At 69.4% G+C, this 16060-nt stretch carries 12 protein-coding genes and 1 pseudogene; 9 read left to right on the forward strand and 4 right to left on the reverse strand.

Annotated features, from left to right (window positions below; all coding sequences use genetic code 11):
- From tagH to tssH, 9 genes are all read left to right on the forward strand, one after another.
- The coding region (tagH, locus tag EEY80_RS19745) for a type VI secretion system-associated FHA domain protein TagH (protein WP_126979629.1) at window positions 1-658 on the forward strand (658 nt) is incomplete at its 5' end.
- A gap of 130 nt (window positions 659-788) precedes the next feature.
- The gene (locus tag EEY80_RS19750; protein ID WP_164738338.1) at window positions 789-2111 is read left to right on the forward strand and encodes a type VI secretion system protein TssA; all 1323 of its coding nucleotides are present in this window, start codon (window positions 789-791) and stop codon (window positions 2109-2111) included.
- A gap of 93 nt (window positions 2112-2204) precedes the next feature.
- Window positions 2205-2732: a type VI secretion system contractile sheath small subunit gene (gene tssB, locus EEY80_RS19755; RefSeq protein WP_126979633.1), complete on the forward strand. Its 528-nt coding sequence runs from the start codon at window positions 2205-2207 to the stop codon at window positions 2730-2732.
- Window positions 2733-2793: 61 nt separating this feature from the next.
- Window positions 2794-4281 (forward strand): type VI secretion system contractile sheath large subunit, encoded by a 1488-nt coding sequence (tssC, locus tag EEY80_RS19760; RefSeq protein ID WP_126979635.1) that lies wholly within the window; start codon window positions 2794-2796, stop codon window positions 4279-4281.
- A gap of 57 nt (window positions 4282-4338) precedes the next feature.
- Entirely contained in the window at window positions 4339-4851 is a 513-nt protein-coding gene (locus tag EEY80_RS19765; protein ID WP_126979637.1) for an Hcp family type VI secretion system effector, read from the forward strand.
- A 115-nt stretch (window positions 4852-4966) separates the two neighbouring features.
- Window positions 4967-5518, forward strand: a complete 552-nt coding sequence (gene tssE / locus EEY80_RS19770) for a type VI secretion system baseplate subunit TssE (protein ID WP_164738339.1) — start codon at window positions 4967-4969, stop codon at window positions 5516-5518.
- Window positions 5515-7449 (forward strand): type VI secretion system baseplate subunit TssF, encoded by a 1935-nt coding sequence (gene tssF / locus EEY80_RS19775; protein ID WP_126979641.1) that lies wholly within the window; start codon window positions 5515-5517, stop codon window positions 7447-7449. The genes tssE and tssF overlap by 4 nt, the downstream gene beginning before the upstream one ends.
- Window positions 7446-8510 carry a type VI secretion system baseplate subunit TssG gene (gene tssG, locus EEY80_RS19780; protein WP_164738340.1) on the forward strand — a complete coding sequence of 355 codons (1065 nt, stop codon included), beginning with the start codon at window positions 7446-7448 and terminating at the stop codon, window positions 8508-8510. The genes tssF and tssG overlap by 4 nt, the downstream gene beginning before the upstream one ends.
- Window positions 8511-8526: 16 nt before the next feature.
- Window positions 8527-11274: a type VI secretion system ATPase TssH gene (gene tssH / locus EEY80_RS19785; protein WP_126979643.1), complete on the forward strand. Its 2748-nt coding sequence runs from the start codon at window positions 8527-8529 to the stop codon at window positions 11272-11274.
- A 4-nt stretch (window positions 11275-11278) separates the two neighbouring features.
- On the opposite strand, the gene EEY80_RS19790 is transcribed toward tssH, so the two are convergent.
- From EEY80_RS19790 to EEY80_RS20245, 4 genes and pseudogenes are all read right to left on the reverse strand, one after another.
- Window positions 11279-12490: a lipase family protein gene (locus tag EEY80_RS19790; RefSeq protein ID WP_126979645.1), complete on the reverse strand. Its 1212-nt coding sequence runs from the start codon at window positions 12488-12490 to the stop codon at window positions 11279-11281.
- A gap of 30 nt (window positions 12491-12520) precedes the next feature.
- Window positions 12521-12988: a DUF6795 domain-containing protein gene (locus EEY80_RS19795; RefSeq protein WP_126979647.1), complete on the reverse strand. Its 468-nt coding sequence runs from the start codon at window positions 12986-12988 to the stop codon at window positions 12521-12523.
- Entirely contained in the window at window positions 12985-15234 is a 2250-nt protein-coding gene (locus EEY80_RS19800; protein ID WP_126979649.1) for a M23 family metallopeptidase, read from the reverse strand. Before EEY80_RS19800 ends, EEY80_RS19795 begins: the two co-directional genes overlap by 4 nt.
- Before the next feature lie 13 nt (window positions 15235-15247).
- Window positions 15248-16060: pseudogene (locus EEY80_RS20245) on the reverse strand (hypothetical protein); the annotation flags it as partial.

Raw genomic sequence — 16060 nt, forward strand, 5'->3', positions numbered from 1 at the left:
CCGCCCGTCGCGGCCGTCGGACCCCGCCCCGGCGGCCCCCGTCACCGCCGCCTCGGGCGCCGCGCCCCGCGCCGCGGCGGGCCATGATGCGCTGCTGGACGGGATCTGCCGGGGCGCGGGCCTGCCCGCCGGGGCGCTGGCGCGCCGGGATCCGGCGGAACTGGGGGAAGAGATCGGCCGCTCGCTCCGGATCACGGTCGAGGCGCTGATGGCCCTTCTGGGCGCGCGGGCCGCTGCCAAGCAATTCGTGAAAAGCGGCAGCCGCACCATGATCGGCGGCCTGAACAACAGCCCGCTGAAGTTCAAGCCAACCGCGACCGAGGCGCTGGAGACGATGTTCGTGCAGCGGTCCGACGCCTATCTGTCCGCCACCGCCGCTCTGGACCAGGGCTTCGACGATATCCGCCGTCACCAGACCGCCGTCTATGCCGCGATGCAGCCGGCACTGGCGCGGCTGCTGGAAGACCTCGCCCCCGAGGCAATCGAACAGCGCATCTCGGGCGGGATCGTCACCTCGAAGAAGTCGCGGGCCTGGGACACCTTCGTGGAACGCTGGGACGCCAAGACCCATCCGCATGAAAACGGCATGCTGGACCTGTTCCTGCTTTATTTCGCCGAAGCCTATGATGCGGCGGTCAAGACCTCGGGCGAGCCGTGACGGCCCCTGCCGGCAGCCGCGTTGACCGCCGAACGGGGCGCGGCCTATGCTGCGGCCCGGACGGCCGGCAGTTCCGGTCGCGATGTCAGCGCGCGGGCCGGTCCCGCCCGCCGCAGCCGGAGGCGCAGCCGTGAAGACCGAGGATCTGCTGCGCCCCGTCGATCCCGACCAGCCCTGCGGCCCCGATCTGCTGGCCGAGGACGACGACGCCTTCCTCGACTACTATTTCAACGTCGAGGACCGTCTGCCGACGGCCTATTTCAACATCGCCCGCAACGAGCTGTTCGACCCCCGCAGCATCGACTGGCGGGCCGAGACCGCGTCGCTCGACGCGCTGCTCAACCGCAGCCGCGACATCCGGCTGATCGTGATCGAGGCGAAGTTCCAGATCCTCGCCGGACGGTTCCGCGCCTTCGCCGCGGCGGTGGGGGCCATCGCCGCGCTGCTGGAGACATGGCCCGAGGCGGTGCATCCGACCGATGCCACCGACCGCCGCAACGCGATCGAGGAACTCGACACCTCGGCCACCGTCGTGCAGCCGCTGGAATATGCGGCGCTGTTCACCGACCGGCGCGCGGGCGACATCCTCTACCGCGCCTATGCCACGGGCACGGGCAAGCTGGCGGTGCGCCCGGGCGAGGCCGCGGGCAATGCGGCGCTGGTGCAGCAGGCACTGTCCGCCGCCGACAATACCGAGGCCGTGGACGCGCTGCATGGGCAGCTGGTCGACCTGGCGGGCGCGCTGAACCGGATCTCCGCCGCCTGCAAGTCCGGGACCGATCCCTTCACGCCGCGGCTCGACAAGCTGACGGCGCGGCTGCAGGACATGATCGAGATGGTCCGCACCGCGCGGCCCGACCTCGTGCCCGGGGGCGCCGCACCGACCGGCGGCGAGGGGCCGGGCGGGGCCGCGGCCGGGGATGCCCCTGCGGCCGGCACGGCGGCGGGCGGTGCCTTCGCCGCGGCGGGCCTGCCCGCGGCCGCGCCGCTTGCGGCGGTGGTCATCGCCGACCATCGCGCCGCCGCCGCGGTGCTGGACCAGGCGGGGCGCTATTTCGCCCGGTTCGAACCCGCGGCCCTGTCGGCGGTGCTGGTGACGCAGGCGCGGCTGCTGATCGGCCGGCCGCTGGTCGAGGCGATCGACGTGCTGATGGAAAACAATGCCGACCGCGCGGTGCTGACCCTGGGCACCGACGGGTTCCAGCTGCGGATGTCGCGGCTGCGCAACCTGTCGGGGCAGACCGGGTCCACCGCGTTGGCCGAAGACGACCCCACCCCCCTGCCCGAGCTGCCGGATTTCGTCGCCCGCGAACAGGTGGCCGAGGCGCTGAAGGCGGTAGAGGATTTCCTGCGCATGCGCGAACCCGCCAGCCCGGTGCCGATCCTGCTGTTCAAGGCGCGCAACCTGCTGGGCAAGGATTTTCACGCGCTGGTTCGCGAGCTGCTGCCCTAGGGTCAGGGAAACAGACCGGATTGCTTCGGTCCCTGTTGACAGAATGACGCAGGGCGGTCTTTCATCAGCGCGTTCTTTTATGGGAGTTTTCCGATGACGTCCGACTCGGCGACGGGCTTTATCAAGCGCAACCGGCCACCGCGCGTCCAGATCAGCTATGCTGACCCCCACAACGAACAGAAGCAGGTCGAACTGCCTTTCGTCATGGCGGTGATGTCCGATCTTTCGGGTAATGCCTCGCCGGTCGAAAAGCCCCCGGTCGCCGACCGCAAGCTGACCCCGATCAGCCAGGACACGCTGGACGATTACATGGAAAGCGTGAAGCCCTCGGTGGCGATGACGGTCAAGAACACGCTCGACCCCGAGGCGGGCGACAAGATCAGCCTGACCCTGACCTTCAACAAGATGTCGGATCTCAGCCCGGGCGAGATCGCGCGCCAGGTGCCGGCGCTGGCCAAGCTGCTCGAGGCGCGTCAGCAACTGGCCAACCTGCAGCGCTACATGAACGGCAAGGTCGCGGCGCAGGACCAGCTGAAGGCGCTGCTGTCCGATCCGCAGCTGATGGCGGCGCTGGACGAACGGCGCGCCGGGTCGAAACCGGCCGACAGCGACGAAGAATGATCTGTGCCGGCCCGCATTGCGCGGGCCGTTTCATTGAAGACCAATCCAGCGGGACAGTATCATGGCCACGGAAATCCAGCGCGAAGGCGGCGGCACGGCGGCGCTCAGCGAACTCGACGAGTTCTCGGCGATCCTCAAGCAGAATTTCAAGCCGCGCACCGATGTCGCCGCCCGGGAGGTCGAGAATGCCGTCGGCACCCTGGTGCGCGAGGCGCTGACCGACGAAAGCCTCGTCGCGGATGACGTGCTCGACACCATCGACCGGATGATCGCCAAGCTGGACGAAAAGCTGTCGGCGCAGGTCAACGAGATCATCCACAACGAGGAATACCAGAAGCTGGAAAGCTCGTGGCGGGGGCTGGCCTATACGGTCAACCATTCCGAAACCGACGCCAGCCTGAAGATCCACGTGATGAACGTGTCCAAGCAGGAACTGGACCGCGAATTGCGGGCCTATCCGGGCGCGAAGTGGGACCAGAGCCCGCTGTTCAAGAAACTCTACGAGGCGGAATTCGGCCAGCTGGGCGGGCAGCCCTATGGCTGCATCGTGGGCGACTTCTACTTCGACCATTCCTCGTCGGACGTGCGGCTGCTGCGCGATCTTGGCAAGATCGCCGCCGCCTCGCACGCGCCCTTCCTGTCCTCGGCCGCGCCCGCCCTTCTGGGCATGGACAGCTGGAACGAGCTTGGCAATCCGCGCGACCTGTCGACCGTCTTCGACACGCCGGACTATGCGGGCTGGAACTCGCTGCGCGACAGCGAGAATTCGCGCTATATCGGCCTGACCCTGCCGCGCGTCCTGTCGCGTGAACCCTACGGGCAGAACGGCACGCCCGTGGACGAATTCGCCTTCGAGGAAGACACCGACGGCCATGGCGGCAAGCATTATGCCTGGATGAACGCGGCCCATGCGATGGCGGTGAACATCAACCGCGCCCACAAGGAATACGGCTGGACGGTAATGATCCGCGGCGTCGAATCCGGCGGCGAGGTGTCGAACCTGCCGGTGCACAATTTCGACACCGGCGACGGGTCGGTGGACATGAAATGCCCCACCGAATATGCGATCAGCGACCGGCGCGAGGGCGAGCTGTCGAAATCGGGGCTGATCGGCCTGATCCACCGCAAGAACACCGACCGCGCCGCCTTCATCGGCGCCCAGTCGATCTACCGCCCGAAGAAGTACCAGACCGAGGAAGCGACGGCGTCGGACAATATTTCGTCCCGCCTGCCCTACATCTTCGCGGTGTCGCGTTTCAGCCATTACCTGAAATGCATGGTGCGCGACCAGATCGGCAGCAACCGCGAGCGCGAGCAGCTTCAGCGCGATCTGCAGGCCTGGATCAGCAAGTATGTCCATGCCAACCCGGCCTCGGCCAGCGAACGCGAGAAGGCCATGATGCCGCTTGCGGCGGCCAAGGTCGAAGTGATCGCGGATGAGGAAAATCCCGGCTACTACATGGGCAAGTTCTTTCTGCGTCCGCATTTCCAGCTCGAAGGCATGGATATCGGCATGAGCCTCGTGTCGAAGCTTCCGGGCGGCCAGTGACTTGTTGGGGCCGGATGAGGCCGGCCCCGCAAAACCTTGTTCAATAGGAGAAGACTGATGGCAGTCGACATTTTTTTCAAGCTGGGTGACAAGATCAAGGGCGAGTCCATCGACGATGGCGTCGACGGTCTGGGCGCCCCGCTGAAGGACCAGATGGACATCCTCAGCTGGTCCTGGGGCATGAGCCAGTCGGGCACCATGCACCAGAGCACCGGCGGCGGCAGCGGCAAGGTTCAGGTCGCGGACCTGACGCTGAACAAGTATGTCGATCTTGCCTCGAACGAGATCATCAAGCAGATCTGCGGCGGCGACCACATCCCGACCGCGATCCTGACGGTGCGCAAGGCCGGCGGCACCAAGCCGCTGATCTATTACTACATCGAGTTCGAGGATGTGATCATCTCGAACTACAGCATTGCGGGTGCCTCGGACGGGCTGGACCGGCTGACGGAAAGCGTCTCGATCAACTTCGCGCGCTTCCGCATCACCTATATCCGCCAGGGTTCGGATGGCGGCGAGACCGGCCGTTCCTCTGCCGGCTGGAACATCCCGAAGAACATCATCTTCTGAGACGGGTCTTCGCGGAACAGGGGGGGCGGGCGCCGGCGCCGGCCCCCTTCGGCCGGCATCGCGGCAGGCGCGCCGATGCCGCGCGCCATGCGGGCCGGTGCGCTGCGGACATGCGATGCGACAGGGTCAGGGCCACTACCAGATTTCGCTGATGAACGTCTTCCGGCGTGCCGCGGAAAGCCGCGACGCGACCGCGACGGGCATGAGCGACGCCGAGGGCGAGCGCCTGCTGTCGCAGCGGTCGGTCGAGCGGCGCGAGGGGGCCAGCCAGGCGACGCTGCGCGACCATCTGGCGCATGATCTGGCCAATCTCCTCAGCACCATCCACCTTGCCGCGACGCTGGACCTCGAAGGTTTCGACCGGGTGCGGCGGTCGGTGCTGAACTACGGGGTGCAGGACATGCACCGGCTGGGCACCTCGGACATCCAGAACAAGCGGGTGCTGTCGGACCTGCGCGACATGCTGATCGCGCACGAGCCGCGGCTGATCCCCGGTTCGGTGGAGATCCGCCTGCGCCGGGCCAGCGAGGATGCGCAGCAGCGCATCGCCTTCGACATCAAGGCCGAGATGGCCGCGCATCCGGTGGACGTGCCGCTGCAATTCGTGGCCGAGGTCGATACCGGCGCGGGCAAGATCAGCATGTCGGACCTGAAGGTGCAGGGATGAACCGCGCCTTCCTCGATGCCTATAACCGCGAACTGGGGCTGCTCTACGAACGGTCGCGCGAATTCGCCGAGGATTTTCCCGGCATCGCCGAACGTCTGGGCGGCCTCACCCAGACCAATATGGACCCCGCGATCGCCGGGCTGCTGGAAGGCGCGGCCTTCATGGCGGCGCGCATCCAGCTGCTGATCGACAGCGAGTTCCGCACCTTCACCGACGAGATGCTGGACCAGCTGCTGCCCAACCTGATGGCGCCGCTGCCAAGCTGCCTGATGGTCGAGGCCGATCCCCTGTACGGCGACACCAACCTCGCCAAGGGCATGCGCTTTCCGGCCGGCGCCTATCTCGACGCGCGCTATCTGGACCGCGACCAGCGCATCGCCTGCCGCTATCGCCTCGCCGCCCCGCTGGAGATGTGGCCGCTGCGCCTGTCGGCCGCCGAGGTCGTCGCCGGGGCGGCGGGGTTTCAGGCGCTCGGGCTCGATGTCGGGGACAGCACGGCGGGCGGGCTGCGGCTGTCCTTCTTCCGCCCGGCCACCAGCGACCCGTCGAAGCCCGGCGGCCCGGTCAGCGAGATCCGGGCCAGCCGGCTGCCCATCCACCTCGTCGGCGACCCGGCCGAGACCATCGCGCTGTATGAACATCTGGTGGCCGCGGTCAGCCGCGTCACCCTGCGCTATCTGGACGACCGGGGCGATCCGGTGTTCCTGCGGCTCGACCCCGGCCAGATCGAACAGATCGGCTTCGACGAGGACGAGGCGCTGTTCCCCGAAGACACCCGCGTCTTCCGCGGCTTCACCCTGCTGCGGGAATTCTTCGCCTTCCCGCAGAAATTCCTCGGCATCCGTCTGACCGGGCTCGACCGCGTGCTGCCGCACGTGCCCGCCGCCGGCTTCGACCTGCTGATCGAGATGGACCGCCTGCGCCCCTCGCTGGCGGCCCGGATCGGGGTGTCGAACTTCCGGCTCTTCGCCGCGCCGGCGATCAACCTGTTCGAGGAGAATTGCGGCCAGACCCGGCTGGACGAACGGCGGCACGAATTCCTCGTCAGCCCCGACAGCAGCCCCGCCTCGCATTACGAGGTGCACCGCATCCGCGAGGTCTTTGCCTATTACGAGGATGCCGAGGCGAAGGTGCCGGTGCATCCGCTCTATGCCGCGCCGCCGGTGGCGGGCAACCCGCGGGAGGCACTGTTCTTCACCGCCCGGCAGCGCCCCCGCCGGCAGCCGCCGGCCGAGCGCCGTTTCGGCAAGCCGCAGGACTATACCGGCACCGAAACGCTGATCTCGATCTACGAACCCGCCGCGCTGGACAGCACCGAACGGCTGCGGCGGCTGCAGATCAAGGCGCTGTGTTCGAACCGCCACCTGCCACTGCATCTGCCGCTGGCGCAGGGCGGCGCCGATTTCCGCCTGAACGACGACACGCGGATCACCCTGCGCTGCATCGCCGGACCCACCCCGCCCCGCGCGAGCGTGCCCGAACTGGAACGCGACCCCAGTCACCGGCTGAGCGCGGGGCCGGTCAACTGGCGGCTGATCAGCTATCTGTCGCTGAACTTCCTCGGGCTCGACCAGCGGGCGGGCGACGGCGGCGCCGCCGGCCTGCGCGAGATGCTGATGCTGTTCACCGATGTCACCAGCCAGATCAGCGACCGGCAGATCCGCGGCATCAAGGGCATCGCCAGCCGCGCCATCACCCGGTCGATCCGGCGGGCGGGCGGCTATCATGCGGCGCGCGGAATCGAGGTGACGCTGACCTTCGACGAACGCGCCTTCGAGGGCAGCGGCATCCTGCTGATGGGCGCGGTGCTGGACCGGTTCATGGCGGAATATGCCGCCGTCAACAGCTTCACCCAGGTCGTCATCCGGTCCGACCAGCGCGGGGTGGTGAAGGTCTGGCCGCCCCGCACCGGACAGGGGCCGCTGCTGTGACCGTCCTGCCGCCCGCCGGGTCCCCCCCTGTCGCGCCTCGGCGCAGCCGGCGCGCAGCGCTGCGTGCCGCACCCGAACGCTTCGGCTTTCTCGCGGTGCTGCGCGAGTTCGAGAGGGGCGCGCCCGGCAAGCCGCGGATCGGCCGCAACAGCACCCTGAAGGACGAGGTGGTGACGCTGGGCCAGGACCCGTTCCTCGCCTTCCCCGACAGCAATATCTCGGCCTATGTCGAACGCGAGGGCCGCCCCCCCCGGTTGCGGGCGCGGTTCCTCGGCTATTTCGGGCCGCAGGGGGCGCTGCCGCTGACCACGACGGGCGAGGCCTGCCAGTGGCTGCTGAAGCGCGACGAGGCCTTCGTGCGCTTCGCCGACCTCTTCGCGGGGCGGTTCCAGCAGCTGTTCTACCGGGTCTGGGCCAATGCCCGCGGCATCACCCAGTTCGACCATCCCGACGACGGCTTCCGCACCTGGCTGGGGGCGCCCGTCGGGCTGGCCTCGCCCGCGCTGCGCGACATGGGCCGGGTGCCCGACATGGCGCTGCTGCCGGTCGCGGGGCTGGCGACCGGCCGGGTGCCCAGCCCCGTGCGCCTGCGCCAGATCCTGCAGACCGTGCTCGGCACCCGCATCCGGATCGAGGAACACCGCCCGATGTGGATGGAGTTCGAGCCCGACGATCTGAGCCGCATGGGCCGGGCGCGCGTCTGCCTGGGCGTCGATGCCCGGCTGGGCAGCCGGGTGCAAAGCGTCAACGACAAGATCCGCATCATCGTCGAGACGCGCAGCCTGCCGGAATACGAAAGTTTCCTGCCCGGCGCCGCCGCCTTCGCGCGGCTGGCGGAACTGGTGCACCGCTATCTCGGCCCCTCGGTCGAGGCAGAGGTGGCGCCGGCCCTTCCGGCCGATCAGCTGCCGCCGGCCCGGCTGGGCGGGGCGGCGGGCGGCGGCGCTGCGGTGGGCTGGACGGCATGGCTGGCGCCGGCGCCCGGCGCGCCGGGCGAGATGCGGACCGACGCGGCCTTTTCCGCCGGCGCGGCACAGGAACGAAATCCGAGGGATCGGTGACAGGGGGACAAGGGCGATGACCGACATCAGTCTGGAAACGGTGGCCGGCAAGCTGAACCGGCTGGGCTATGACGCCTTCGTGCAATCGCTGCGCCATGCCAAGGGCGACGGCAACCGGCATGTGGAACTGTCGCACTGGATGTTTCATATCGTCAGCAACCCGAAATCCGACATCTCGGTCACTCTGCAGCATTTCCGGCTGGACCGGGCGCGGCTGCTGAAGGACCTGAGCGCGGTGATCGAGGCGCTGCGCAAGAACGCGACCGAGATGCCCTCGATCGCCGACCAGATCACCGACATCCTCGACCGGGGCTGGCACTATGCGACGCTGATGTTCGGCGAGGCGCAGATCCGCACCGGGCATCTGCTGGTCGCGGGGCTGAAATCGCGCGAGACGCGGCGCGAGCTGGTGCAGATGTCGAAGGTCTTCGGCGAGATCAATGTCGACCTGCTGGTCAGCGAGGCGCGGGGCGCCTGGAAGGACAGCGAGGAAGAGGACATGCGCCCGATGGACGGCACCGGCATCGGCCGCGCCGCCGCCGGGGGCGAGGCGGGTGCGCCGGGCGCGCGCGGCACCACGGCGCTCGATCGTTTCGCGGTGGACATGACGGCGGTCGCCGCCTCGGGCAAGATGGACCCCATCGTCGGGCGCGATGACGAGATCCGCCAGATCGTCGACATCCTGCTGCGCCGCCGCCAGAACAACCCGATCCTGACCGGCGAGGCCGGGGTGGGCAAGACCGCCGTGGTCGAGGGCTTCGCGCAGCGGCTGGCCGCGGGGACGGTGCCGCCGCGCCTGCAGGGAACGAAGCTGTGGATGCTCGACCTCGGGCTGATGCAGGCGGGCGCCAGCATGAAGGGCGAGTTCGAACAGCGCCTGCGGTCCGTCATCGACGAGGTGCAGGGCTCGCCCACGCCGATCATCCTGTTCATCGACGAGATCCATACGCTGATGGGCGCGGGCGGCGCGGCGGGCACCGGCGATGCCGCCAACCTGCTGAAACCGGCGCTGGCGCGCGGCACCCTGCGCACCATCGGCGCCACGACATGGATGGAATACGCGAAGTATTTCGAGAAGGACCCGGCGATGACCCGGCGCTTCCAGCCGGTGACCATCGACGAGCCCAGCATCGAACGCGCCTGCCACATGCTGCGCGGCATCCTGGCCCCGATGGAGGATCACCACGGCGTCCGCATCTCGGACGAGGCGGTGGTGGCGGCGGTGAACCTGTCGGCGCGCTACCTGCCGGCGCGGCAACTGCCGGACAAGGCGGTCTCGCTGCTCGACACCGCCTGCGCGCGGGTGGCGATCAGCCAGTCCACGGTGCCGGCCGCCATCGAGGATTGCAAGGCGCGCATCGCCGGGCTGGAGACGGAGCTGGCGGCGAAGGAACGGCAGGCCGATCTGGGAGAGGATGCGGGCAGCCGGATCGCAGAAATCCACGAGGCGCTGGAGCGCGAACAGGCGACGCTCGCCCGGCTGGAGGCAGAGTTCGGCGAGGAGAAGTCGCTGGTCGACCGGCTGCTTGGCCTGTGGTCGCGCATCCGCGGCACCGGCGCGCGGCCCGCACCGGCGAACGACGTCGAGGCAGAGGACGCGGCTGTGGTGGAGGATGACATCCCCGAAGCCGACACTCCGGCCGACGCCGCCGCCGCAGATGCCCCCGCCGAACCGGCCGAGGACCTGCGCCCGCAGGCGATGGACAGCGTGCGCCAGTTGCAGGCACGCGACCCCGACAGCCGCAAGATCTATGCCCATGTCGATGCGCAGGCCGTGGCCTCGGTCATTTCCGACTGGACGGGGATTCCGGCGGGCAAGATGGTCAGCGACCAGTTGCAGGCGATCCTGACCCTGCCCGAACGGCTGAAGGAACGCGTCATCGGCCAGGATCACGGGCTGGAAATGATCGCCAAGCGGATCGAGACCAACAGCGCCAAGCTCGCCAACCCCAACAAGCCCATCGGGGTGTTCATGCTGTGCGGTCCCTCGGGCGTCGGCAAGACCGAAACCGCGCTGGCGCTGGCCGAGGCCGTCTATGGCGGCGAGGGCAACATCATCACCATCAACATGAGCGAATTCCAGGAGGCGCATTCCGTCAGCCTGCTGAAGGGCGCGCCCCCCGGTTATGTCGGCTATGGCGAAGGCGGCCGCCTGACCGAGGCGGTGCGCCGCAAGCCCTATTCCGTTGTCCTGCTGGACGAGGTGGAAAAGGCCCATGGCGACGTGCACGAACTGTTCTTTCAGGTGTTCGACAAGGGGATCATGGAAGACGGGTCGGGCCGGCAGATCGACTTCAAGAACACGGTGATCCTGCTGACCTCGAATGTGGGGACCGAGGCGATCATGGACATGGCCGAAAAGGGCGAGACGCGGCCCTCGGTCGACGAACTGTCCGAGGCGCTGAAGCCCTGGCTGCTGCGGGTGTTCCCGCCGGCGCTGATCGGGCGGATCGTGACCATCCCCTATTTCCCGCTGTCGGCCGAGGTGCTGTCGGGCATCACCCGGCTGAAGCTGAACGCCATCGTGCGGCGGATGAAGGAAAACCACGGCGCGCGGATGATCTATACCGATGCGGTGCTGGACCATATCGTGTCGGAATGCCGCGATCCGGATTCCGGCGGGCGGATGGTGGACAACATCATCACCAACTCGATCCTGCCGGAACTGGCGCGCGAGGTGCTGGGCTTCATGGTCCGCGGCGACAAGCTGCAGGAGGTGACGGTGGACCGGGCCGAAGACCGCTTCACCTATGCGCTGAGCTGAGGTCTCAGCGCAGGCGCCCCACCGTTTCCAGCGCGCCGCGGGCCAGCCGGGCGATGGCGCGGAACAGCAGGTCCAGCACGAAGCGCACCAGCGCGATCGACAGGTCGCGCGCGGTGACGGTCAGGGTCAGGCCGATCCAGCGCGCGGCGATCCTCAGGATCTCCACCGCGTATTCCGCCATCTCGGCCCCGAGCGCCGCCAGCCGGATCAGCGATTTCGCCAGCAGGTCGAGGAAGGTCACCCCCGTCGCCAGCGTCGCCGCGATCGACACGCCCACCGACAGCAGCACCAGTTCCAGCGCCTTGCCCAGGGCCTTCAGCGCCAGCTTGGAATAGGGAAAGCTGCTTTCGGCCCGCGCCTCGGCGATCAGTTCCGACAGCGTCTTGACCGGCGGCGGCGACCAGGCGCTGGCCAGCCGCGCCCAGTCCAACTGCCCGACCTCGCGGATGTAATGCGGCATCAGATGCGCATCGACCGAGATCGTGCCGCCCACGCCCGCCACCTTCAGCACCGCACCCGACAGCGGCGCATGGACATAGGGCCAGATCGGCACCATCGGCACCGGGTCGTTTTCGGCCTGCACCCGGTGCATGTAGCCCTCGCCCACCCGCGCGGTCAGTTCCCGCACGAAGGTGTCGCCCCCGCTGCGCGGCGCCCCGAAGGTATACAGCTCGACCGCCGCGATGCTGCGTTCCACCACGCGCCCGGCGAAAAGATGCGCGATGGCGCCGCCCAGCGAATGGCCCACGACATGCAGTCGCGACGGGTCACCCTGCCGCATCCGCGCCATCACCTCGCGTTCGAGGCTCAGGTAGATGTCCTGAAAGCCGGTATGGACGAAGCCGCCGAAGGGGCCGGGGCTGCCGCGATAATTGGCATTGGACAGCCAGTCGCCCGTGGTCTGGGTGCCGCGAAAGACCACCGCCGCCTCGCCCCGCCGCCGGCCCTTGCCATGCAGGACCATGGCAAAACCCGAACTGTCGCGCGTGCCGATGAAGCCGGACAGGCCGGAAATGGCACTGGTGCGCAACTCGAAATCCTCGACGATCTCGGTCGTCAGCGCCTCGACCTGATCGCGGCCCGCCGCGTCGCCGGCCTCCAGCCCGCGCGCGGCCAGACGGTCGCGCACCGCCGCCTCCACATCCGGCATCAGCCGCACGTCATAGACGGCCTGCGCCAGACTGGCCGAAAGCGCGGGGCTGAGAACTTGGGGCATGGTAGGGACTCGGGTTCGAAAAGGGTCAGGTCATTCGAAACGGCAGGTCCCGTAGGCGGGGCCGTCATAGTCGGGGGTGGCGCCATAGGTGCAGATCAGGCGGCGCGGGCTGCCGCCGAATTCGCCCCAGGGCGCGTAATTCGCCTTCTGGCTGCGCCAGAGGATCGTCTCGTCGCCGCCGGATCCGGCCGTGACCGTCTGCAGGATGCGCGGTTCATGCGGCAACAGCCCGCCCAGCATCGACCGGCCCCGCACCTCGTCGAAACGGAAACGGCCCTCGGCATCGGTGGTGACGCTGTCGCTGCCCGTCCTGTCCCGGAACGACCAGCGCCAGTCCCGCCGCACCGGAATACCCGCGGCGGGGCTGCCATCGGCCCGGACCAGCCGCCCTTCGAATTGCGAACACAGCACCATTTCGGCCATCGCCGCCCGTCCTCCGCCCAAGACCAGCAGCGCCATCGCGACCGCCAGCACCCCGATCCGCCACCCGCCCGTCATGCGCCCTCCAGGATCGTGTCGATCACCTGTTCATAGGCCCGGACCTCGGGCGGCACCACCGCGACGCGCACCGCCGCCGCACCGCCCATCTTCTGGTCCGCCCAGCCCTTCACGAAGGCCACGTCATGCCCCTTCAGGAAAGGATTGGCCGCCACCACCGCCTGCCCCAGCAGCACATCCAGCATCATGTCATCCGCCGCCGACAGCACCGCATGCGCGCCCTCGGCCCCGAGGAAGTGGCACAGGTACAGCCGCCCCGGCGTGATCTCGTGCCCGCGGGCGCGCAGATAGGCCTCGCCCTCGCGCGCGAGGTTCGCCACCATCTCGCGCGAGATCGAGGGATCGAGCCGAAGCGCCAGCAACTCTTCGCGGGTCAGGCTGCCGGCGAGGTCGGGGCGATAGGTCCGCATCATCCGCAGCCATGTCGCCTCGACGAACTGGCCGAGACCCGTCGCGGTGGACAGCGCGTTCTTCGCCGCGGCATTGCCGGCGCTTTCCACATGGATGATCCGGTCGGTGACCAGATCGACGGCCCCGCCCGCCACCACCGCGCCCGAGGTGAAGGGATCGACGCTGTCGCCGCGCTCGTAGAGCTCGAAATGCAGATGCGGGCCGGTGGACAGGCCCGTGGTGCCGACAAAGCCGATGGGATCGCCCGCGCGCAGCCGCTGCCCCACCGCCAGCCCCTCGGCAAAGGCGGACAGATGGGCATAGCGCGTCTCGGTCCCGTTGGCATGGGCGATGCGGACAAGGTTGCCATAGCCGCCGCCATCGCCGGCAAAGGCCACCTCGCCGTCGAAGGCCGCGACGACGGGCGTGCCCACGGGCGCGGCCCAGTCCACGCCGCGATGCAGCCGCGCCACCTTCAGCACCGGATGCATCCGCGGCCCGAAGCCCGAGGTCAGCACCCCGTTCACCGGGGTCAGCATCCCCGCCCGCAGCGCGCCGCCGATGGCCGCCCCCGCCGCGCCCGGGGCGCCGAAGCAGCGGAACTCGCCGCTGTCGGCCGGGCGGAAGACATGGCATTCCAGCCGCGATCCGCCCCGGTCGATGGCCGCATACAGCACCTGCCCCGGCCCCGGCCCGGCAGAGCCCGGTTCCGGCGCATAAAGCAGCGCCATCCGGTCGTTCGGCGTGGCGAAACTCTCCATGTCGAAGGCCTGCGACATCAGCACGATGCTTTCGCCCACCACACCCGAGGGCACGCCATTGCGGATCGCGGCGCTGTAGAAGGCGTCGAGCAGCCGGAACTTCGGCGGCTCGCCCGCCGCGACCGGGCCGCGGTCGCCCGCGAAAGAGAACAGGTCCTCCTCGACCCAAGGGTCGGCCGCGACCACCACCTGCCGCCCCTCGCGCGCGAGGCTGCCGATATAGTCGTCGCGGGTGTAGAGCGACAGTTGCACCGGCGCCTGCGCCTCGCCCTCGGGCACCGCGCGGATGGCCACGATGGTGCCGGCGGCCAGCTGGTCGCTGCCCGGCAGCGCGGCGGCCGCGCCTTCGGCGAAGGCGGCGCTTGCGGCCGCGTCCAGCCCCTGCCCGGTCAGGACCGAGGCCAGATCCTGCGGCGCCGACAGGCGCAGGAACATGTCGGCATAGGCCGGCCGCCGCTGCGCCTCGGGCCTGACATAGGCAAGGCTCGTGGTGTTCTCGATCCGGGTCTGGGCAAAGCTGACGGCGGCGGCGGGTTCGCCCGCCAGCGTCTCGCCCCAGCTGGCATCGGCATCGGCGGCGACCGTCACCACCTTTTCGGCCTGCTGCCCGGTCTGCGCCAAGACCGGGCTGGGCGCGGGCTGCGCGGCCGGGGCGGTGCGCTGCGCCTGGAAGAAGGCGAAATCCTCGCGGCTGGAGGGCAGCGTGGTCATCAGACGTTCGTCGCGGATCAGCAGCGTGTCGCGCACCAGCATCAGGTCACTGCCCGCCCGGTCCGCCGGGATCGTCAGCGGGCGCAGCAGCCGCCGCGCGTTTTCCGCCCCCGCGTCGGAATCGAAATGCAGGATCATCGGGTCGCCCGGCACGTCGATGAAGACCGAGGCGTAGGCCGCCGCCGCCTCGTCCGCCGCCACCGCATCGGGATCGGGGGCAGGCGCGGTGGCGCGGGGTCCGATTGACAGCAGCCCCGCCTGCCACAGCCCGGCCGGCACCATCAGGCCCGCGACGAGCGCCAGCGCCATCCAGCGCCAGCGGCCCCGGCTGCGGCGGCGCTGCGCCTGCGCCCGTGCGGCGCGAAAGCGGGGATCGATCTGCATCGCGGCCCCGCCGTCAGAACCCGCCCATGATCGTCTTCAGCGATTTCTCGACCTGCTTGGCCTGCGGCGCGGGGGCAGAGGCCTTCTTGCGGGTGCCGCCGGCGCTGCTGCTGGCGGCGGCCTCGGTCACCTTCGGCTTCGGCACCTTGGGCTTGGCGGTCGCCACCCGCACCTGGCAGACGACCTTGTCCTCGGCCCGCAGCTGCTCCAGCAGGCCGGGCGTCGGGTCGAGGCTGTCGGGCACCGTCTTCTTGGCCAGGAAATAGCTGGTCAGCGCCGTCTGCGAACCGCGGCCCCAGTCGCCATCCACCCGCATCTGATAGCAGCCGAGCCGTTTCAGTTCTGCCTGGGTCAGGCTTGCGAGTTCCTTCGGGTCCATCGCCGGCACCGCCGTGCCGCCGAGCGCCGGGTCGATGGCGGACAGGATCGCGCGGCCCTGATCGCTGTCGGGCGCCACCTCGTTGCCCTGCAGGCGAATGCGGTCGACCGTCAGCGCGTTGATCGCGATGATCCCGCGGGTTTCCCAGGACAGGGCGGCCAGGCGGATCGGCGGCTCTTCCTGGACCGGCGGGGGGCGGAAGGCTTCGGGCAGGATCAGCGGCGCGGCGTCGGCAAGCGGTGCCGCGAGACCGCCTTGAGCCGAGGCGGCGGGCGTCGCGGGTGCAGCACCGCCCGCACCGGCGGCGAGTTGGCCGGGGGCCAGCGCCGCAAAGGTTTCCTCGCGCGGGGCGACCGGCGCATCGGGGGCGGGCGGCGCCTCGGCCAGCGGCGCCGCGAGGCCGGGCTGCGCCGGGGCGGGGCGGGAGGGGCTGGACGACGCGGACGG

Source organism: Frigidibacter oleivorans (genome assembly GCF_003993775.1).
Taxonomy (GTDB): domain Bacteria; phylum Pseudomonadota; class Alphaproteobacteria; order Rhodobacterales; family Rhodobacteraceae; genus Frigidibacter; species Frigidibacter oleivorans.